General features: G+C 67.1%; 18 protein-coding genes and 2 tRNA genes. 16 read left to right on the forward strand and 4 right to left on the reverse strand.

Annotation, left to right across the window (positions count from 1 at the left end; all coding sequences use genetic code 11):
- Positions 1-80 precede the first annotated feature (80 nt).
- The 9 genes from AC1PMG_RS12100 (at position 81) to AC1PMG_RS12140 (ending at position 6,038) form a co-directional block, all read left to right on the forward strand.
- Positions 81-656, forward strand: coding sequence for a glycine cleavage system transcriptional repressor (locus tag AC1PMG_RS12100; RefSeq protein WP_087943489.1), 576 nt, complete (start codon positions 81-83; stop codon positions 654-656).
- A 65-nt stretch (positions 657-721) separates the two neighbouring features.
- Positions 722-1,201 carry a peroxiredoxin gene (locus AC1PMG_RS12105; protein WP_481109048.1) on the forward strand — a complete coding sequence of 160 codons (480 nt, stop codon included), beginning with the start codon at positions 722-724 and terminating at the stop codon, positions 1,199-1,201.
- Positions 1,202-1,283: 82 nt separating this feature from the next.
- A complete protein-coding gene (locus AC1PMG_RS12110; RefSeq protein ID WP_342073274.1) occupies positions 1,284-2,684 on the forward strand; it encodes a PhoH family protein in 1,401 nt (466 codons plus the stop codon).
- Positions 2,681-3,175, forward strand: coding sequence for a hypothetical protein (locus AC1PMG_RS12115; protein WP_481109049.1), 495 nt, complete (start codon positions 2,681-2,683; stop codon positions 3,173-3,175). The genes AC1PMG_RS12110 and AC1PMG_RS12115 overlap by 4 nt, the downstream gene beginning before the upstream one ends.
- Positions 3,176-3,259: 84 nt before the next feature.
- Positions 3,260-3,928 carry a YoaK family protein gene (locus AC1PMG_RS12120; RefSeq protein WP_481109050.1) on the forward strand — a complete coding sequence of 223 codons (669 nt, stop codon included), beginning with the start codon at positions 3,260-3,262 and terminating at the stop codon, positions 3,926-3,928.
- Between the two features lie 47 nt (positions 3,929-3,975).
- Positions 3,976-4,785 carry a bifunctional hydroxymethylpyrimidine kinase/phosphomethylpyrimidine kinase gene (thiD, locus tag AC1PMG_RS12125; RefSeq protein WP_481109051.1) on the forward strand — a complete coding sequence of 270 codons (810 nt, stop codon included), beginning with the start codon at positions 3,976-3,978 and terminating at the stop codon, positions 4,783-4,785.
- A complete protein-coding gene (locus AC1PMG_RS12130; protein WP_481109052.1) occupies positions 4,782-5,651 on the forward strand; it encodes an alpha/beta hydrolase family protein in 870 nt (289 codons plus the stop codon). Before thiD ends, AC1PMG_RS12130 begins: the two co-directional genes overlap by 4 nt.
- A 62-nt stretch (positions 5,652-5,713) precedes the next feature.
- A tRNA-Arg gene (locus AC1PMG_RS12135) sits at positions 5,714-5,790 on the forward strand.
- A 171-nt stretch (positions 5,791-5,961) separates the two neighbouring features.
- A tRNA-Arg gene (locus AC1PMG_RS12140) sits at positions 5,962-6,038 on the forward strand.
- Positions 6,039-6,275: 237 nt separating this feature from the next.
- Here AC1PMG_RS12140 and AC1PMG_RS12145 read toward each other — a convergent pair.
- Positions 6,276-7,070, reverse strand: coding sequence for an SDR family NAD(P)-dependent oxidoreductase (locus AC1PMG_RS12145; protein WP_481111661.1), 795 nt, complete (start codon positions 7,068-7,070; stop codon positions 6,276-6,278).
- On the opposite strand from AC1PMG_RS12145, the gene AC1PMG_RS12150 reads away from it, so the two are divergent.
- The gene (locus tag AC1PMG_RS12150; RefSeq protein WP_481109053.1) at positions 7,069-7,317 is read left to right on the forward strand and encodes a hypothetical protein; all 249 of its coding nucleotides are present in this window, start codon (positions 7,069-7,071) and stop codon (positions 7,315-7,317) included. The two genes, AC1PMG_RS12145 and AC1PMG_RS12150, sit on opposite strands and share 2 nt — an antisense overlap.
- Before the next feature lie 135 nt (positions 7,318-7,452).
- Here AC1PMG_RS12150 and AC1PMG_RS12155 read toward each other — a convergent pair whose 3' ends face one another.
- Together AC1PMG_RS12155 and AC1PMG_RS12160 are read right to left on the reverse strand one after the other, a co-directional pair.
- On the reverse strand, positions 7,453-8,442 hold the full coding sequence (locus tag AC1PMG_RS12155) for a DedA family protein/thiosulfate sulfurtransferase GlpE (RefSeq protein ID WP_481109054.1): 990 nt from the start codon (positions 8,440-8,442) through the stop codon (positions 7,453-7,455).
- Positions 8,443-8,584: 142 nt separating this feature from the next.
- Positions 8,585-9,520, reverse strand: coding sequence for a LysR substrate-binding domain-containing protein (locus AC1PMG_RS12160; protein WP_481109055.1), 936 nt, complete (start codon positions 9,518-9,520; stop codon positions 8,585-8,587).
- Between the two features lie 149 nt (positions 9,521-9,669).
- Here AC1PMG_RS12160 and AC1PMG_RS12165 point away from each other — a divergent pair, with 149 nt between their 5' ends.
- From AC1PMG_RS12165 to AC1PMG_RS12185, 5 genes are all read left to right on the forward strand, one after another.
- A complete protein-coding gene (locus AC1PMG_RS12165) occupies positions 9,670-10,371 on the forward strand; it encodes a pirin family protein (protein ID WP_342073279.1) in 702 nt (233 codons plus the stop codon).
- 228 nt (positions 10,372-10,599) lie between these two features.
- Positions 10,600-12,735: a glycogen debranching protein GlgX gene (gene glgX / locus AC1PMG_RS12170; protein ID WP_481109056.1), complete on the forward strand. Its 2,136-nt coding sequence runs from the start codon at positions 10,600-10,602 to the stop codon at positions 12,733-12,735.
- 342 nt (positions 12,736-13,077) lie between these two features.
- On the forward strand, positions 13,078-13,629 hold the full coding sequence (locus tag AC1PMG_RS12175; RefSeq protein ID WP_481111662.1) for a CPBP family intramembrane glutamic endopeptidase: 552 nt from the start codon (positions 13,078-13,080) through the stop codon (positions 13,627-13,629).
- A gap of 295 nt (positions 13,630-13,924) precedes the next feature.
- Complete coding sequence (locus AC1PMG_RS12180; RefSeq protein ID WP_082028942.1) at positions 13,925-14,095, forward strand: CsbD family protein; 171 nt, start codon at positions 13,925-13,927, stop codon at positions 14,093-14,095.
- A gap of 418 nt (positions 14,096-14,513) precedes the next feature.
- Positions 14,514-15,230 (forward strand): hypothetical protein, encoded by a 717-nt coding sequence (locus tag AC1PMG_RS12185; RefSeq protein WP_481109057.1) that lies wholly within the window; start codon positions 14,514-14,516, stop codon positions 15,228-15,230.
- A 191-nt stretch (positions 15,231-15,421) separates the two neighbouring features.
- Here AC1PMG_RS12185 and AC1PMG_RS12190 read toward each other — a convergent pair whose 3' ends face one another.
- Complete coding sequence (locus AC1PMG_RS12190) at positions 15,422-16,132, reverse strand: hypothetical protein (RefSeq protein ID WP_481109058.1); 711 nt, start codon at positions 16,130-16,132, stop codon at positions 15,422-15,424.
- A gap of 1,143 nt (positions 16,133-17,275) precedes the next feature.
- Here AC1PMG_RS12190 and AC1PMG_RS12195 point away from each other — a divergent pair.
- Positions 17,276-17,650, forward strand: a complete 375-nt coding sequence (locus AC1PMG_RS12195) for a hypothetical protein (RefSeq protein ID WP_481109059.1) — start codon at positions 17,276-17,278, stop codon at positions 17,648-17,650.
- Positions 17,651-17,686 lie beyond the last annotated feature (36 nt).

Genomic DNA, 17,686 nt, shown 5'->3' on the forward strand with positions numbered 1-17,686 from the left:
TTACTTGCGGCCCGAAAGCGCGGGCAAGTATGCTGCACACCATGCCGGGCGACCGCCCGGATGCCGTTCAGCCTTACGCAATGCCGGAAGCCCCTTTGACCGACACCACGCCCCGGCCCGCGCCGACCGAAAACCACCTCCTGATCAACGCCTACACGACGCATCCGGAGTCGCCCCTGTTGCCGGTGACGCGTCGCATCGCCGACAGCGGCTGCAATCTCGTCGATGCGCGCCTGGCCACGGTCGGCCGCGACGTGTCGGTGACCGCGCTGGCGACCGGCTCGTGGGATTCGGTGGCCAAGCTCGAAGCCATGCTCACCCGCCTCGACCGCGAGGAAGGCATGAAGCTGGTGTGGTACCGCACCGGCGCCAAGCAGGCGCAGTCCAATCTGCTGCCGTACATCGTCGAAGTCATCGCCGCCGACAAACCGGGCATCCTGTTCCAGCTGGCCGACTTCTTCGACCGCCAGGGCATCACCATCGAGAACCTGCAGAGCACGCGCTACCGCGCCATGCAGACCGGCGCGGAGATGTTCTCGGCGCAGGTGACGATCGGGGTGCCGGCGAACATGCACATCGCCGCCCTGCGCGACGACTTCCTCGAGTTCTGCGACCACCTCAACCTGGACGCGATCATGGACCCGATGAAGTTCTGAGTGCGCCGCGCTGGACACCGACGCAATCGAACGCAGATGATGGCGATGCACGCGGAGGACACCCCATGAAGGACGGCGATACCCTGGACCGCACCACGCTGGCCTTGCCGCTGGCGCTGTCCGGCGGCGCCAACGCCACGCTCGGCGATTACGCCGGCCGCTGGCTGGTGCTGTATTTCTACCCGAAGGACAGCACGCCCGGCTGCACCACCGAGGGCATCGATTTCAACGCACTGCTGCCGCAGTTCGAACAGGCCGGCGCCACCGTGCTCGGCGTGTCGCGCGACTCGGTGAAGTCGCACGACAACTTCTGCGCCAAGCAGGGCTTCCGCTTCGCCCTGGTCAGCGATGCCGACGAGGCGCTGTGCCGCGCCTTCGACGTGATCAAGGAAAAGAACATGTACGGCCGCCAGGTGCTGGGCATCGAGCGCAGCACCTTCCTGCTCTCGCCCACCGGCCAACTGGTCCGCAGCTGGCGCAAGGTCAAGGTTCCCGGCCACGCCCAGGCCGTGCTCGACGCGCTGCAGGCCGCCGCCCAGCAGTGACCACCGCCGTTTCCCGCACCCCGCATCGCCCTGCCCCGCAGGCAGCGATGGCGCGTCCCTGCTCCTCTTTCAGGAATCCATGATGACCCGAGGCAAGCGCATCTACGTGCTGGATACCAACGTGCTGATGCACGATCCGACCGCGCTGTTCAAGTTCGAGGAACACGACGTGTTCCTGCCGATGCAGGTGATCGAGGAACTGGACAATGCCAAGAAGGGCATGTCCGAAGTCAGCCGCAACGCGCGCCAGGTCAGCCGGTTCCTCAACGAGCTGATCGAGGGCGCCGGCGCCGAGCAGATCGAATCCGGCATCCCGCTCAGCCATCCGCAGGGCATCCAGCTCAAGAGCACCGGCGCCATCGGCCGGCTGTACTTCCAGGTGCGCCCGGTCGAGCCGGGGCGCAGCTTCGGCAGCGTCGCCCCGGACAACAAGATCCTGGCCGCGGTGCTGGCACTGCGCGAGGAGCACCCGGAAACCCCGGTGATCCTGGTGTCCAAGGACATCAACCTGCGCATCAAGGCCGCGATCAGCGGCCTGGTCGCCGAGGACTACGAGAACGACCGCGCGCTCGACGATTTCAGCCTGCTCTACACCGGCGCGATCGAGCTGCCGGAGGATTTCTGGCAGAAGCACAACCAGGACCTGCGCAGCTGGAGCGACAAGGGCCGCACCTGCTACGAGATCGCCCTGGCCGCCGACGAGGACTGGTATCCGAACCAGTACCTGTACCTGCCGGGCGAGGACGAAGTGGAACTGCGCGTGGTCAAGGTCAACGCCGAGCGCAAGGCGACGCTGGCGCTGGTCGACGACTTCCGCAGCGGCCAGCACGCGGTGTGGGGCATCGCCGCGCGCAACCGCGAGCAGAACTTCGCGCTCAACGCGCTGATGGACCCGGAAATCGACTTCGTCACCCTGCTCGGCACCGCCGGCACCGGCAAGACCCTGCTGGCGCTGGCCGCCGGCCTGGCGCAGACCATGGACCAGCAGCGCTACCGCGAGATCATCATGACCCGCGCCACGGTCAGCGTCGGCGAGGACATCGGCTTCCTGCCCGGCACCGAGGAAGAGAAGATGACGCCGTGGATGGGCGCGCTCACCGACAACCTGGAAGTGCTCACCCACACCCAGGAAGGCGGCACCTGGGGCCGCCAGGCCACCAACGACCTGCTCGCCAGCCGCATCAAAATCCGCTCGATGAACTTCATGCGCGGGCGCACCTTCCTGTCGCGCTACCTGATTCTGGACGAGGCGCAGAACCTGACCCCGAAGCAGATGAAGACGCTGATCACCCGTGCCGGCCCCGGCACCAAGATCGTGTGCCTGGGCAACGTCGAGCAGATCGACACGCCGTACCTGACCGAGACCACCTCCGGCCTCACCTACGCGGTGGACCGCTTCAAGGCCTGGCCGCACAGCGCGCACATCACCCTGCGCCGCGGCGAGCGCTCGCGCCTGGCCGACTACGCCTCGGAGGTCCTGTGAACGCGGCGGCCGGCGTGCGCCTGGCAGGCATGGCGCTGGCCATGGCCCTGCTCGGCGCCTGCGCCACCGCGCGCGGGCCGGCCATGGTGCCGACCGCGGTCAAGGCCGGGCAGTCGTGGATCGTCACCCGCAACAGCACCGCGACGCAGGTGCTGGACACCTGCTCGCGCGACAGCCCGGCGCGCCAGGACGGCGCGGTCACCGGCTACTGGATTCCGACCCCGGAGCAGATCGCGCAACTGGAAGCGCACCTGACGCAACTGCAGCCGCAGATCGCCGATCCCACCGCGTCCGATCGCCAGTACGTCGGCATCCTGTACCGCGGCAAGCAGGCGATCTACGTCAACGCCTTCGCGCCGGACGACAGCAGCGAGCGCGACCCCACGGTCGACGCGGTCAAGGCCTGCGGCGGCGGCAACCGTTTCTGGGGCGCGGTCTACGACCCGGCGAGCGCCAGCTTCTCCGAGATCTCGGTCAACGGCGCACGTTGAGATGGCTGCGGTCAGGTGCCACTGGCGGCGTGCCGGGGCGGCCGCGCATCGCGGTCGCCGCGCTGCGGCCGCAGCGCGCGCGGCATGAACCTGGAACTGCCCCGCTGGGCCTGGGCCTTCGCGGGCACGCTGGCCGCGGTCGCCGGCATGGTCAACGTGGTCGGCTATCTCGGCTTCGAACATCAGGCGGTCACCCACCTCACCGGCACCACCACCCTGCTCGGCGCGGCGCTGGCCGATGGCGACGCCCGCGCGATCGCGCAACTGGTCGGCGTGGTCCTGGCCTTCCTCGGCGGATCGATGCTCGGCGGCTTCATCGTGCAGGACAGCCGCCTGCGCCTGAGTCGCCGCTACGGCGTGGCGCTGGCGCTGGAGGCGCTGCTGCTGCTGACCGCGATGCAGGCGTTCAAGCAGCAGCAACTCGCCGGCGCCGTGCTCGCCGCGATCGCCTGCGGCCTGCAGAACGCCACCACCACCATCTACAGCGGCGCGGTGGTGCGCACCACCCACCTCACCGGCATGTTCACCGATCTGGGCATCGGCCTGGGCCAGGCGCTGCGCGGCCTGCCGCTGCCGCGCCGGCGCATCCGCCTGAGCCTGCTGATCATCGGCGGTTTTCTGTGCGGCGGCGTGCTCGGCGCCTGGGCCTATCGGCAGGTCGGCTTCGACGCACTGCTCGGCCCCGCCCTGCTGACCGGCACGGTCGGCACGCTGTACGCGCTGCAGGCGCACTACCGCAGCCGCGAGCGCTGAAGGCGCGGCCGAGTGCATAACCCGCGCCGGCCCTGCACAATCGGCGCATGAGCGAACCCACCGTCGTCTCCGCACTGAGCATCGCCGGCACCGATTCCGGCGGCGGCGCCGGCATCCAGGCCGATCTCAAGACCTTCGCCGCGCACCGCGTGCACGGGCTGGCGGCGGCCGCCGCGCTGACCGCGCAGCACACCCGCGGCGTCACCGCGGTGCACGTGCCGCCGCTGTCGTTCCTGCGCGCACAGATCGACGCCTGCTTCGCCGACTTCGACATCGCCGCGGTCAAGCTCGGCATGCTCGCCAACGCCGAGGTGATCCACCTGGTCGCAGATGCGCTGCAAGAATATCGCCCACCCTGGGTGGTGCTGGACCCGGTGATGGTGGCCACCAGCGGCGCCAAGCTGCTGCAGGATGACGCGCTCGACGCACTGCGCAGCCGCCTGTTGCCGCTGGCGACGCTGGTGACGCCGAACGTACCGGAAGCGCAGTTGCTGCTCGACCGCCCGATCGACACCGCCGACGACGCCGAGCACGCCACCGCCGCGCTGCTCGAGGCCGGCGCGCAGGCGGTACTGCTCAAGGGCGGCCACCTGCAGGAAGGCCAGCGGGTGATCGACCGCTACGACGACGGCGTCAGCCGCAGCGAGTTCAGCCATGCGCGGCTGCCGCTGGACGCGCACGGCACCGGCTGCACCCTGGCCGCGGCGATCGCCGCACAGCTGTGTCAGGGCCTGGCCTTGCCGGCCGCCTGCGAAGCGGCGATCGACTACGTGGCGCGCGCCCTGCGCGGCAGTTACCGGCCCGGCCGCAGCGACGTAGCGGTGCTGGACCACTTCGGCGCGGCGCGCGGCCCATGAGCGCAGCGCCCATCGCCGCGGCGGCGGTCGCCGAGCACGCCCTGCCCGTCGCCGCAGCCGATGGCCATCGCTGGAGCTTGCTGGCGCGCGTTCCCGCCGCGCCGCGGCAGGCCTTGCTGTGGCTGCCGGCGCTGGGCGTGGCCGCGCGCCACTACCTGCCGTTCGCCGAAGCGCTGGCCGCGCACGGCGTCGCGGTGTTCCTGCACGAATGGCGCGGCAACGGCAGCAGCACGCTGCGGCCGTCGCGGCAGTGCGACTGGGGCTATCGCGCCCTGCTGCAACGGGACCTGCCCGCCAGCCAGGCGGCGATCGCCGGGTGCGGGATCGCGGCGCCGCTGGTCGTCGGCGGCCACAGCCTCGGCGGACAGCTCGCCTGTTGCCATGCCAGCCTGCAGCCGCAGGCCTTCGCCGCGCTGTGGCTGGTCGCCAGCGGCACGCCGTACTGGCGCCGGTTTCCCGCGCCGCGCGGCTATCTGCTGCCGTTGGCGTACCGCCTGCTGCCATGGCTGGCGCAGCGGCAAGGCGTGCTGCATGGACGCCGCCTGGGCTTCGGCGGCACCGAAGCGCGCGGCCTGATCGCCGATTGGGCGCGCGTCGGTCGGAGCGGCCGCTACGCCGCGGCCGGCCTGGCGATCGACCTGGAGGCGCAACTGGCGCACCTGACGCTGCCGGCGCGTGGCGTGGTGCTGCAGGACGACTGGCTGGCGCCGGAGAGCTCGCTGCGGGGCCTGCTGGACAAGCTGGCGTCGCCGGCAGCGCACATCCATCGCCTGGACGCCACGCAGTTGGGCGTGGCCGCCGACCATTTCGCCTGGATGAAGCGGCCTGCGGCCGTGGCCGCGGCGTTGCTGGCCGGGGATCGGTGAAATTTTTCGGAAAGAGCATTGACTGGCCCGATCGACTCCCGCATAATTCCGCTCCTGACGACGCGCCCGTAGCTCAGTTGGATAGAGTACCTGGCTACGAACCAGGCGGTCGGGAGTTCGAATCTCTCCGGGCGCACCAGTCAGATGAAAAACGACAAGCCACCGCTTGTCGTTTTTTTTTGCCCTGCCGGGGCAATGCGATCGCATCAAGACAGGCTCCAGGGGCGCACTCGCTTGCGATTCGTCATGGAGACGACACGCAGGTGTAGACGAATCGCCGCAACTCGTGAATAATCCCGCGCCTGACAACGCGCCCGTAGCTCAGTTGGATAGAGTACCTGGCTACGAACCAGGCGGTCGGGAGTTCGAATCTCTCCGGGCGCACCAGTCAGATCAAAAACGACAAGCCGACGCTTGTCGTTTTTTTTGCCTGCGTGATTCCGATTGCACGACGCGCGCAACGACGAGTGACGCATGCGCACACGGAAGATGTGCCGATCACGGCACCGCCTCCCGCATCGGCACTTCAACTCCAGCGCAGGCGATCCGCCAGACATTACGAGGCGGCGGCGGCGCGGCGCCGCCTCGGCCTCGCGTGCGCGAATGCAGAGGCCCCTGCCCGGCTCAGGCGATGGTATCCACCACGCCCCCATCGACGCGCAGCGCCGCACCGGTGGTCGCGGACGCTTGTGGCGAGGCGACGTAGACGCAGAGATTGGCGACCTCTTCCACCGTCGCGGCGCGGCGGATGATCGAGCTGGCGCGATGCGCCTTGACGAAGTCGGCGGCGACCTCGTCCAGCGGCTTGCCGGACTGTTGCACCTGGTCGGACAGCATGGCGGCGACGCCTTCCGTCAGCGTCGGCCCGGGCAGGATGGCATTCACAGTGACGCCGGTGCCGGCCATGCGCTTGGCCAGCCCGCGCGACAGGGCGAGATCGGCGGTCTTGGTCACGCCGTAGTGAATCATCTCGACCGGGATGTTGAGCCCGGACTCCGACGAGACGAAGAGCACGCGCCCCCACCCCTTGTCCGCCATCGCCGGCAGATACGCACGGGAAAGCCGCACGCCGGACAGCACGTTCACCGCCAGGAAGCGCTCCCATTCCGCGTCGGGCGTCTCGAAGAAGTCCTGCATGCCGAAGATGCCGGCGTTGTTGACCAGGATGTCGACGGCGGGAAGCGCCGCGACGATCGCCTCGCAGCCGGCCGCGGTCGCCACATCGCCCACCACGGCACGCACGCGGGCAGTGGCGACGTCGCGCTTGAGGGCAGCCACCGCGGCCTCGGTGCGGGCCTGGTCGCGACCGTTCAGCGCGACCTCGGCGCCCGCCGCGGCCAGGCCCTTGGCGATGCCGAAACCGATGCCGGCGGTGGAGCCGGTGACGAGGGCGGTTTTACCGGATAGATCGATGTGCATGGCTGTCTCCAAGGATGAGGGTGAGGATGAGGAGTCGCTTCGGCGCACGCTCTGCGAGGTCGTCGCCGCAGACACGGGCTGGCCGCGCCGGTCGCTCTGTCGATTCGTTGTGTCGATTCATCATCTGCGCATCCAACCGCAAGGCAAGGAACGGCAAGTGAACGGCGCGATGTGGACCTCGTCCATTGCAGCGGGTCGCCGCATCAGCGAGGCACAGGCGGTACAGGCAACAGGATCAAGCGCATGACCGCACAACTTGCCTCGCCGCGCACAGCCGCCCGCGCGCGCGCGGACAACGCACCCGCCTGCATCAGCCGGGGCGTACGCAGGGCCTGTGCGTCGCAGGCACCATCGGCACGCATGACGCCTTCGCCGCACCGAGTCACGCCGCGATCGTCTTGCCCGTCGGTGCCGGTGCCACTGCAGCCGCAGCGTCCAGCACGACCACCGGATGGCCCGCCGCACGCCATGCATCCAGGCCACCACGCAGCGGCAGCACGTCCTCGAAGTCATGCTGGCGCAGGCGCTTGGCCAGCACCGCGGCCGAGACTTCGTTGGGGCAGGCGCAGTAGATGACGATCCTGCGGTCGCGCGGCAAGCGTGCGACGAGCGCATCGACCTGGCGATCGTCCACTTCCAGCGCACCGGGGATGGCATACGGCTCCAGCGTGCGGTAGCCCGGCGCACGAATGTCCAGCAACAGCGGCGGCGTCTCGCCCTGCAGCAGCGCATGCAGCTCGTCGACCTCGATGCGCAGGGTCTCCATCGCCTTGCGCAGCGACTGCCGGCGCCAGGCGCGGTAGCCGACGTACAGCGCCAGCAGGCCGACCAGCAGCAGCGCCGCGCGCCTGCCGAGCAAACTCAGCCAATCCAGCAAGTCCTGCACCTGGTCGGCGAAGCACAGGCCCAGCAACAACCCGCCGCCGGCCCACAGCGTCGCGCCCAGCGCGTCGTAGCGCAGGAAGGCCACCGGCCGCACGCGCATTGCGCCGGCCATCGGCACCGACACCATCGACAGGCCGGGCACGAACTTGGCCACCGCCAACACGCGCACGCCCCAGCGCGCATAGAAGCGCTCGGTGCGCTTCATGCAGGTGTCGCGCGACAGCGACAGCCGGCACAGCGACTGCAGCGTGCGGTTGCCGTAGCGGCGGCCGGCGCCGAACCACAGCAGATCGCCGAGCAGGCTGGCCACGATCGACACCGCCAATGCGCCCAGCAACGCACCCCACATCGCCGCCCCGTCGAGCAGCGCATAGGTCGCACCGACCAGGATCAGCGTGGGCAGTGCCGGCACCGGCAGGCCCAGCGACAAGGCCAGGACGTTGACGAACACCAGCCCCAGTCCGTAGCGCGTAATCAGGTCCTGCATGGCTTGCCGGGCGGAGAGAGAAGAGGATGCCGCGCATTATCCTCCCGTCACCCGCGGCGCGCGCGGGCGCCACGGCATCACCGGCGGAACAGACCCATCCATCGCCGCCGTGCAGCACGCGTCGCCGGTGTCCCGCACGCCATCACCCGCCCTCGTCCAGCCGCGCTGCCATCTGCGCCAGCCACGCCGCGAACACGCCCGGCTGGCGCATGCGTGCGCGCCACCAGGCCAGCGCCGCGCCCTCCTCGCCGCTACGCCAGGCCAACTGGAACACCTCGTCCGGTTTCGGCTCCTCCACGACCTTGCGCACCAGCGTGCCGCGCGCCAGCGCCGCGCGCGCATAGGGCTCTGGCAGGAAACCGAAGCCGAGCCCGGCCAGTTGCAGCCGGTACTTGCTGCGCATGTCCGGCACGGTCAGCGCGTCCTGGCCGAACAACAGACCGACCGTGCGCGGCAGCAGCCGCCGTGCCGAGTCCGCCACCGCGATCGCGCGATGCGCGCTCAGCTGGCTGCGGCTGAGCGGTTCCGGCGCCTGCGCCAGCGGATGACTGGGCGCGACCGCGAACACGAACGGCAGCGTGCCGAGCGGCTCGGCCACGTAGCCGCCGCCGCTGGGCCCTTCGCCGGCGGCACCGACCAGCAGATCCACCCGCCGGTCCAGCAGCGCCTCCCAGGTGCCGGACAGCGATTCCTGCACCACCCGCAGCCGGGTTTGGTCGGCGACTGCATAGAACGCCGCCATGTCCTGCGCCAGGCATTCCGGCGCGAACACCGCATCCAGGCCCAGCGCGAATTCGGTCTCCCAGCCCGAGGCCACCCGGCGCACGCGCAGCTCCAAGTCGCCAGCGGCACGCAGCAGGTGACGGCCTTCGCGCAACAGTTCGGCCCCCGCGGCGGTCGGCACCGCTTTCGGCCCGATCCGCTCGAACAGTTGCACGCCCAGATCCTCCTCGAGCTTGGCGACCGTGTAGGAGATGGTCGACGGCACCTTGTGCAAGGCCTTGCCGGCGGCCGAGAACGAGCCGCGACGGTCGATGGCGTCGAGGATCTGCAGGGCATCGAGGCTGAGTTTGAGCATTCGAATTTTTCGATGATGGATACCGAATCTATCCGTTTTTCAAACCCGGCGACAGCGCGGATACTTGTTTCCAAGCCGGAGCGCACGCGAAATCATGCCGACCGGCGCTTTCGATCCACTTGCACATCAACGCCACCAAGGAGCCTCCCATGCTGCAGATCCGCCCCGCCAACACCCGTGGCCGCGCCGAACACGGCTGGCTGTCCTCGCGCCACACCTTCTCCTTCGGCCACTACCACGACCCGCGCCACATGGGCTTCGGGCCGCTGCGGGTGATCAACGAAGACCGCGTGCAGCCGGGCCAGGGCTTCGGCACCCACGCCCATCGCGACATGGAGATCCTGTCGTACGTGGTCGAGGGCGCGCTGGAGCACAAGGACAGCATGGGCAACGGGTCGGTGCTGCGCTACGGCGACGTGCAGCGCATGAGCGCCGGCTCCGGCGTCACCCACAGCGAGTTCAACCACTCCGCCAGTGAGCCGGTGCACTTCCTGCAGATCTGGGTGATGCCCGAGCGCGCCGGGATCGATCCGGGCTACGAGGAGAAGCACTTCGCCCCGGACAGCAAGCGCGGCCAGCTGCGCCTGATCGCGGCCCCGCAGGGCGAGGACGGTGCGGTGCGCATCCACCAGGACGCGCGCATCTACGCCTCGATCCTCGACGGCGACGCGCGCCTGGACTACCCGCTGGCGGCCGGGCGCGGCGCCTACGTGCAGGTGGTGCGCGGCACGCTGAGCGTCAACGGCCAGACCCTGCAGGCCGGCGACGCGATCCAGGCGGTCGACGAGGCGAGCCTGCAGTTCGCCGACGCCCAGGACAGCGAGTTCCTGCTGTTCGATCTGCCGCGCTGAGCAGGTCAGGCCAGGTCGCGCCCGCGCCCACTGGACCGGGCCGCGACGGCCTCGCGAAATCCGCCCACGCAGCGGCGCCATGGCGTCGCTGCGTGGGTCGCTGCATCCGCGGCGATGCCCGCATCCTCACGCCATCCTCGGCACCCCGTAACGCGTCCTGCACGGCCTCCGCGTCAATGCTTCCGCTCTCCCTCCCCTACTGCCGGCGTGCCGGCCGAGAGCCTGCCGATGCGCCACCCGACCAGCGCCGCCTATGCCACCCCCTCGCGCATCCGCGAAGGGCGTCCCTTCCCCCGCGGCGCCGTGTTCGACGGCCAGGGCACCAACTTCGCGCTGTTCTCGGCGCATGCCACGCGCGTGGAGCTTTGTCTGTTCGACGAGGCCGGCACCGAGACGCGCCTGGACCTGCCCGAATACACCAACGAAATCTGGCACGGCTATCTGCCCGACGTGAAGCCCGGCCAGCGCTACGGCTATCGCGTGCACGGTCCCTATGAACCCAGCGAAGGCCACCGCTTCAATCCCAATAAGCTGCTGCTCGACCCGTACGCGCGCGAACTCGAAGGCGACCTGATCTGGGCCGACGAACTGTACGGCTACACGGTCGGCCATCCGGACGGCGACCTCAGTTTCGACGAGCGCGACAGCGCGCCGTTCATGCCCAAGTGCGTGGTGGTCGAGGACACCTACGACTGGGAGGACGACCAGCGCCTGATGACGCCGTGGAGCGAGACCCTGGTCTACGAGACCCACGTGCGCGGCTACACCATGCGCCACCCGCAGGTGCCGGACGAGCTGCGCGGTACCTGCGCCGGGCTGGCCCAGGAGCCGGTGCTGCGCTACATCAAGGAACTGGGCGTCAGCGCGGTGGAACTGCTGCCGGTCCACGCCTACCTCGACGATCAGCACCTGCTCGACAAGGATCTGCGCAACTACTGGGGCTACAACACGCTCGGCTTCTTCGCGATCAAGTCGCGCTACCTGGCCAGCGGCCACCGCGACGAGTTCCGCGACATGGTCAAGGCGCTGCACCGCCAGGGCCTGGAGGTGATCCTCGACGTGGTCTACAACCACACCGCCGAAGGCAGCGAGCTGGGCCCCACCCTCTCCTTCCGCGGCATCGACAACGCCAGCTACTACCGGCTGGCCGAGGACAAGCGCTACTACATCAACGATACCGGCACCGGCAACACGCTCAATCTGAGCAACTCGCGGGTGATCCAGTTCGTCAACGACTCGCTGCGCTACTGGGCCGGCGAGATGCACGTGGACGGCTTCCGCTTCGACCTGGCCACCATCCTCGGTCGCGAGCCCACCGGCTTCGACCAGCGCGGCGGTTTCCTCGACGCCTGCAACCAGGATCCGCTGCTGTCGCAGGTCAAGCTCATCGCCGAGCCCTGGGACTGCGGCCCAGGCGGCTATCAGGTCGGCCACTTCCCGCCGGGCTGGTCGGAGTGGAACGACAAGTTCCGCGACAACGCCCGCGCGTTCTGGAAGGGCGACGAGGGCAAGCTCGCCGAATTCGCCACGCGCTTCACCGGCTCGGCCGACCTGTTCGATCGCCGCGGGCGCCGGCCGTGGGCCTCGGTGAATTTCATCACCGCGCACGACGGCTTCACCCTGCACGACCTGGTCAGCTACAACGAAAAGCACAACGCAGCCAACGGCGAGGACAACCGCGACGGCTCCGACCACGACAGTTCCTGCAACTACGGCGCCGAAGGCGAGACCGATGACGCCGGCATCCTGCAGCTGCGCGAGCGGCAGATGAAGAATCTGCTGGCCACGCTGCTGCTCTCGCAGGGCACGCCGATGCTGCTGGCCGGCGACGAGCGCGCGCAGACCCAGGGCGGCAACAACAACACCTACTGCCAGGACAACGAGATCACCTGGATCGACTGGGAGCGCGACCCCACCGAGGGCCGCCTGACCGAGTTCGTCAAGGCAGTCAGTGCGCTGCGCCGGCGCTATCGCATCCTGACCCGCGGCCGCTTCCTCAACGGCCAGTACAACGAAGATGCGGGCGTGCGCGACCTGACCTGGCTCAACCCCGGCGGCACCGAGATGGACGAGGCGCACTGGACCGACGCCGGCGCGCGCTCGGTCGGCCTGCTGCTGGAAGGCAAGGCGCAAACGTCCGGCGTCAAGGAACTAGCCAACGACGACACCTTGCTGATCGTCATCAACGCCTACCACGAGGGCGTCAGCTTCGTGCTGCCGTCTTCGGAAGAGCAACTGCACTGGAAGTTGGTGCTGTCCACCGACGACGCGTTGCAGGTCGACAGCATGCCGGCCGGCGCCAGCGAGTTCCTGGCACCGCCGCGCAGCATCAGCGTGTTCGAGTGTCAGACGACGGGCGCATAGTCGCCACTCGCCACTTCGGATTGCACGCGGACTGAAGCGTCCGCGCCTGCATTGTGTCGCCAGCGCCTGTCGCTGGCGACGCGCGGAATGTTTGCATCCGCAGGTTCTCCAAGACGCGCCGCATTGCATTGGTCTACATGGCCTTTGGCACAGTGCGCGATGGCGAAGGCTCGCTAGGCTGAGTGCCCGCTTCCCTCCAGGCCAGGCATGCAGCACTCCGCGCAAGGCGACATCCACGCCACGTCCAGCACCTCCTTCATGCGCCACCCGCTGCTGCGTATTGCGCTGAGCGCCGCGGTCCTCGCGCTGGCGTCCTATGCGTGGCTCCCGTTTCCGTGGCGCATGCCAGTGGTCGGCCTGCTCGGTCTTTGCCTGGTCTGGATCGAGACACGTTCCTCCAAGGCCTGCGGCGTCGCACGCCCTCGCCTGGTGTCCGTGATCGGCTGGACAGCGTTACTGGTGGTGTTGACTGTCGGCTTCATCACACCGGTGCTGCAACCGCTGATCGACACCATCACCGGACACAAGACCGACTACAGCGCCTACGGCGCACTGAAGGGCAACGTCGACGCCACCCTTCATCTGATCGGCGCAGCATGGCTGAGCGCGGCGCTTGGCGAAGAACTGGTGTTCCGTGCCTTCCTCATGCATCAGCTCGATGCCCTGCTGGGTCGCCTGCGCGGCGGCCGCTGGATCGCCGCGCTGGCCGGTGGCGTGGTGTTCGGTCTGATGCACGCTGCACAGGGCACCTCCGGCATCCTGCTGACCGGCGTGGTCGGCATGCTGTTCGGGTACGTCTATCTGCGTTCCAGGCGCAATCTGTGGGCCATGATCCTCGCGCACGGCCTGATCGACACCTGGGGCGTGACCACCCTGTATCTGGGCTGGTACTGAGCGCGCAGCGCGGTCGAACTTCGCCATTCGGCGCCCCATGCGGACCACGCCGTCGCCGCCAGCAGACAGATGAAAGGACATGTCGCCGTGCTCGTGTCCCCGCGATAGAAGCACCGAGCACGATAGCCCGAACAGGGCACCGTAACGCGCGCGATCGCCGCTGCAGGCTTCGGCATACAACCCGTCCGCTACCTAAATGGTGGAGCGCACGCCCGCTCAATTTCACCTGCGCGCCACCGGCCTGCGCGCAGTTTGGCGATGCCCACTTGAGGGCATCCCTACTGCGGAGTCAACGATGGACAAGAATCGCACCGAAGGCGCCAAGAACCAGATCAAGGGCACCATCAAGGAAGTCGCCGGCAAGGTCACCGGCAACAAGATGAAGGAAGTCGAAGGCAAGATGCAGAAGAACGCCGGCAAGGTACAGAGCGAAGTCGGCAAGGCGCGCGACCACGCGCGCGGTTGAGTTCCAGGTTCTCGTACTCCCCTGCCGCCAATGGCCGGGGAGTTTTTGCGAGCGACCTGCACCTCGCCGACTCGGTGTCGATTCGCCTGATGCGCCCGATCCACGGGATGCACACAGGCCTCTGCGACGACCAATAGGTGGACTGGAGTAGCGAGACGCAGTGCAGCGTTCAAAACGCTGCTACGAAATCAATCCGCGACAGCAAGGCGATCGAATACGGCACGTCCCGGAGCGGTTTGCCGAGACAGCGCTGGTAGGCGCATCCCAAACGCGATCCAAGTCCACATTGCGCAGCGCATCGGGTCGCGACCCGCAAACAGTCCACCACACGCCTGATCAGATCGACGCCGAACTGTCGCGAAGGCACCACCCTGACGTCGCTTGGTGTATGCCAGTCCGGAAGCGATGGCGCCGCTCCATGCATCCCACCATACTGACGCTTACGTTGCGCCTGCATCGCGACAAACTCGCCATGCGCAATGCACTGTGTGATCTGACAACCTGCGGATGTGTACAGCCTCCCGACCACGAACACACCCGTGATATTTCCGCCCGAATCAAAGCATCGATGCACATGATTACTTCCCCCAGAAGAGCAGCGCTCTTGCTTTTCCTACTGCTTCCTGCCGCCCAGGCGGATATGACCGCTGCGGCAGCAACTCGCGCAGCACCTGCCGAAATGACCGAAAGCGACTTTGCCGTAGTCATCAACAACCACTCCTTCGACCTGGGTGAACGCTGGAGCGAACAAGCCAGGACGCAGGCAGGCGCCCAGATCAGCGAGAGTTTTGTGGGAGACGTGCCCGCCGGGGAGACCAGCTACAAGTACTACCAGCATCGCTATGCCGGGTTTGACATCTATACGGCAAACCTCTCCTGGCAAAAAGAGCGACGCGACATCGACAGCTACGTCATTGCGCAGATCACGATCAACGCACCCGCGATCAGAACGGCCAGAGGTGTCGCAATCGGCGACACGCAGAATGTGCTGATCAACACCTATGGCCAAGGCACCGCGGATGACAGCGATGGCCAGCACTGGCGCTCCTATGAGACCAAGAACAAGCGCCTCTCGTTTCAGCTTGAACATGGAAGAATCATCCACATCATGATGACTCTCGACACGGACAGCTGAAATCAGCGCTGCGCCATGCGCCGCCAACGCCACTTCGGGTGGCAGGCGGCCGCTCCCGGTGCTCGCCCGGAACAGAAACGCGGCGAAACACGCTTCTTGCCGAAGACCGCTGGTCCATCCTGTCTTTCTTGTTCGCAGATCAAGACTCGGCGGCGCGCCGCTGCGACGCCGGGACCGTCAGGGCGGCCTTTCTACGCCTTGCGAGCGCGATGCAGAAAGTATCCCGCTCCAAGCAAGGCGATCAGTCCGATCATGGCACCAAGCCGGCCATTCTTGCGCCGGGCCTGGAGCGCCTGCTCAGGCGTGACGACGACGTCATCGCCCAAGCGCAGTCCCCAGATGGATCGCTTGCTGTCCGCATCGTCGAAGACGACATGAACCTGTGATCCCACCTTGAGACGACCCCACAGCGCATCGATGCCAGGCAGCACACTGGAGTACTCGAATGCATCGCCGGCGGGCGCAAGGATGAAGTTGACGCTTTGAAGCCGTCCCTTTCTCTGCGCTGCGTCGACCTTTTCGATCGTCCCATCGGCCTCAGCCAAATGTGTTGGCACTGCCGCGGGCCTGCTGAAAAAAGTGACGGCACTGGCCAACGCAAGGCCAAGGCAAAGCAACGCGATGACGATGAAGCGGATCTTGTGTGACTGCATCTCGATACCAGAGCAAGAAGGAAGCGCCGCGGTCCAGCGACGACGCACATTTTTTCGTGACAAGGCATGGGAATCAATCGATGGATCGCCACCATCCCCGTCACTCAATGGCACCGCGGGCTTGCGACCTCCATACGCAAGGACTTCGATCGCATTGAAGCGTCGAGTCGACCGTTGCTGAGCGCACCTTGCGGCGACACGCGACCAACGGAAGATGAGCAGCGCCACTGCGTCGCAGAGAAACGACATGAAGCAAGCACTGCAGCCCAAAACACGGCCACCGTCGTCACACGTGTCCCAGCGTGTACGCGAAAAACAAGGGCGGTAGCGCGACTCGATTGACGTCCATCGTCAACAAGGACACACCTCGGAGATACGGTCGATCGAGACCGGCAGGACGGCCTGCGCTTCAGGGCACGCTAGCGGCGCCGCCTGGAACAGGACGCGCCTTGCGCGATTGATCACATTGCGTGGCAAAACGAGTTGCAAGCGTGTGGACACCGCAGCGGGCTGAACGCGACAAGCAGACAGTGCGCGATGCAGCGATTGCCCTGCCTTCACCCTCCACGGCCCTCGGCGAACTCCACCGAAAGCTTGAACGCAGCGGCAGGCTCTGAGCTTCATCATGCAACACGTCAAGGACGCTGCGCTCGTCACAGGATCGTTGAGCACAGACATGAGCGATACCGTCTGCCCGAATTCTTGGAAGGCTTGTCGGCACTCACGCGCCACCATGCTGACGCGCAGCGGTGAGCATGACGTCGCTACGGCAGCACGACGCCATTGCACGTCACGTCAGTGCTGCAATCGCGCCGTGCACTCGAACCGTGTCTACAGGCCGACAGGACGCGCAAACGAACGTCCTAGTGGCTGGTCTGGCCGCGCGTGAGGGAGTGCGCGACTCGCATGGAAGTGTCCAAGCGAGTGTCCAAGGTGGCGAAAAAAAACGCCCACAAATCGTTGATTTGCGGGCGTTTCTTTGACACTGGCGGAGTGAGAGGGACACAATTCAGAGTCCTCTAACCCATTGATGCCAATTGTCTTTTCCCACCTGGACACCCGCAAATACTGCCCAAGGGATGGTCCTGCCCCGGGGATCGTAGCCGAGGCAGCATGCAATGTGGATCCCCTCTGCGGCCCATTCCGTTCGCTGTGCGCGACCGATGCAAGGCCGCCCACGGCACGGGATTAGGAGCGCACTCTCAGCAGCAGGACGCCTGACGATTGCTGATCGTTGGCTGTCCATTGACCCCTTCTAGGTGTCTTCAGACATTGGAAAGCCAACTTTTCAGCGCCTATTTATATTTGTGAAATAGCTCTGAAATTTGCACTTGCGGGTTTGCGACTTGGTGCTTGGATGAAAGCTCCTTCCACAGGCTCCAAGGAGCATCCATGCAGTCCGAACTCACGCTTCAAATCGCCAGCCGCCTCATCAGCGGGCTCCTCTGCCAGGAGCGGCATTGCCGCTTGCATGATCGTGTCGACGACATCCGGCACGCCCTGGAGGTGGCCGCGGAAATGATGCGCCAATACCGCGGCGGCTCCTCTGCGCCTCCGGCGCACGACTACGTCACACCCACGCCGGCTCCGACGCTGCCGCCACCAGCGTCCCCCTCCGCGTCGCAAGCACACCGCCTGCAAGAGATCCGCACCCGGGAGGCGGTCGTGGTGCGGGATATCCCGTCCGTCGAAGAGTGGCGGAAGAACCGCCGGCGCAAGGCGGCTCCCGACCCGGTGGCGAACAAGAAGAAGCCAGTGCTCCACTGATCGCCACCGCCGCCCCAACAACAAAGTGCCCCGCAA

The organism is Xanthomonas sp. NCPPB 2250, from assembly GCF_056725265.1.

What these genes read in the sequence shown, in the direction of transcription:
- AC1PMG_RS12165 (WP_342073279.1), top strand. Translation starts at nt 9,670, where the DNA reads ATGCTGCAGATCCGCCCCGCCAACACCCGTGGCCGCGCCGAACACGGC.
- thiD (WP_481109051.1), top strand. Translation starts at nt 3,976, where the DNA reads ATGAGCGAACCCACCGTCGTCTCCGCACTGAGCATCGCCGGCACCGAT.
- AC1PMG_RS12105 (WP_481109048.1), top strand. Translation starts at nt 722, where the DNA reads ATGAAGGACGGCGATACCCTGGACCGCACCACGCTGGCCTTGCCGCTG.
- AC1PMG_RS12190 (WP_481109058.1), bottom strand. Translation starts at nt 16,132, where the DNA reads ATGTCGTTTCTCTGCGACGCAGTGGCGCTGCTCATCTTCCGTTGGTCG.
- AC1PMG_RS12180 (WP_082028942.1), top strand. Translation starts at nt 13,925, where the DNA reads ATGGACAAGAATCGCACCGAAGGCGCCAAGAACCAGATCAAGGGCACC.
- AC1PMG_RS12160 (WP_481109055.1), bottom strand. Translation starts at nt 9,520, where the DNA reads ATGCTCAAACTCAGCCTCGATGCCCTGCAGATCCTCGACGCCATCGAC.
- AC1PMG_RS12185 (WP_481109057.1), top strand. Translation starts at nt 14,514, where the DNA reads ATGCATCCCACCATACTGACGCTTACGTTGCGCCTGCATCGCGACAAA.
- AC1PMG_RS12145 (WP_481111661.1), bottom strand. Translation starts at nt 7,070, where the DNA reads ATGCACATCGATCTATCCGGTAAAACCGCCCTCGTCACCGGCTCCACC.
- AC1PMG_RS12175 (WP_481111662.1), top strand. Translation starts at nt 13,078, where the DNA reads ATGCCAGTGGTCGGCCTGCTCGGTCTTTGCCTGGTCTGGATCGAGACA.
- AC1PMG_RS12155 (WP_481109054.1), bottom strand. Translation starts at nt 8,442, where the DNA reads ATGCAGGACCTGATTACGCGCTACGGACTGGGGCTGGTGTTCGTCAAC.
- AC1PMG_RS12100 (WP_087943489.1), top strand. Translation starts at nt 81, where the DNA reads ATGCCGGAAGCCCCTTTGACCGACACCACGCCCCGGCCCGCGCCGACC.
- AC1PMG_RS12120 (WP_481109050.1), top strand. Translation starts at nt 3,260, where the DNA reads ATGAACCTGGAACTGCCCCGCTGGGCCTGGGCCTTCGCGGGCACGCTG.
- AC1PMG_RS12130 (WP_481109052.1), top strand. Translation starts at nt 4,782, where the DNA reads ATGAGCGCAGCGCCCATCGCCGCGGCGGCGGTCGCCGAGCACGCCCTG.
- AC1PMG_RS12110 (WP_342073274.1), top strand. Translation starts at nt 1,284, where the DNA reads ATGACCCGAGGCAAGCGCATCTACGTGCTGGATACCAACGTGCTGATG.
- AC1PMG_RS12195 (WP_481109059.1), top strand. Translation starts at nt 17,276, where the DNA reads ATGCAGTCCGAACTCACGCTTCAAATCGCCAGCCGCCTCATCAGCGGG.
- glgX (WP_481109056.1), top strand. Translation starts at nt 10,600, where the DNA reads ATGCGCCACCCGACCAGCGCCGCCTATGCCACCCCCTCGCGCATCCGC.
- AC1PMG_RS12150 (WP_481109053.1), top strand. Translation starts at nt 7,069, where the DNA reads ATGGCTGTCTCCAAGGATGAGGGTGAGGATGAGGAGTCGCTTCGGCGC.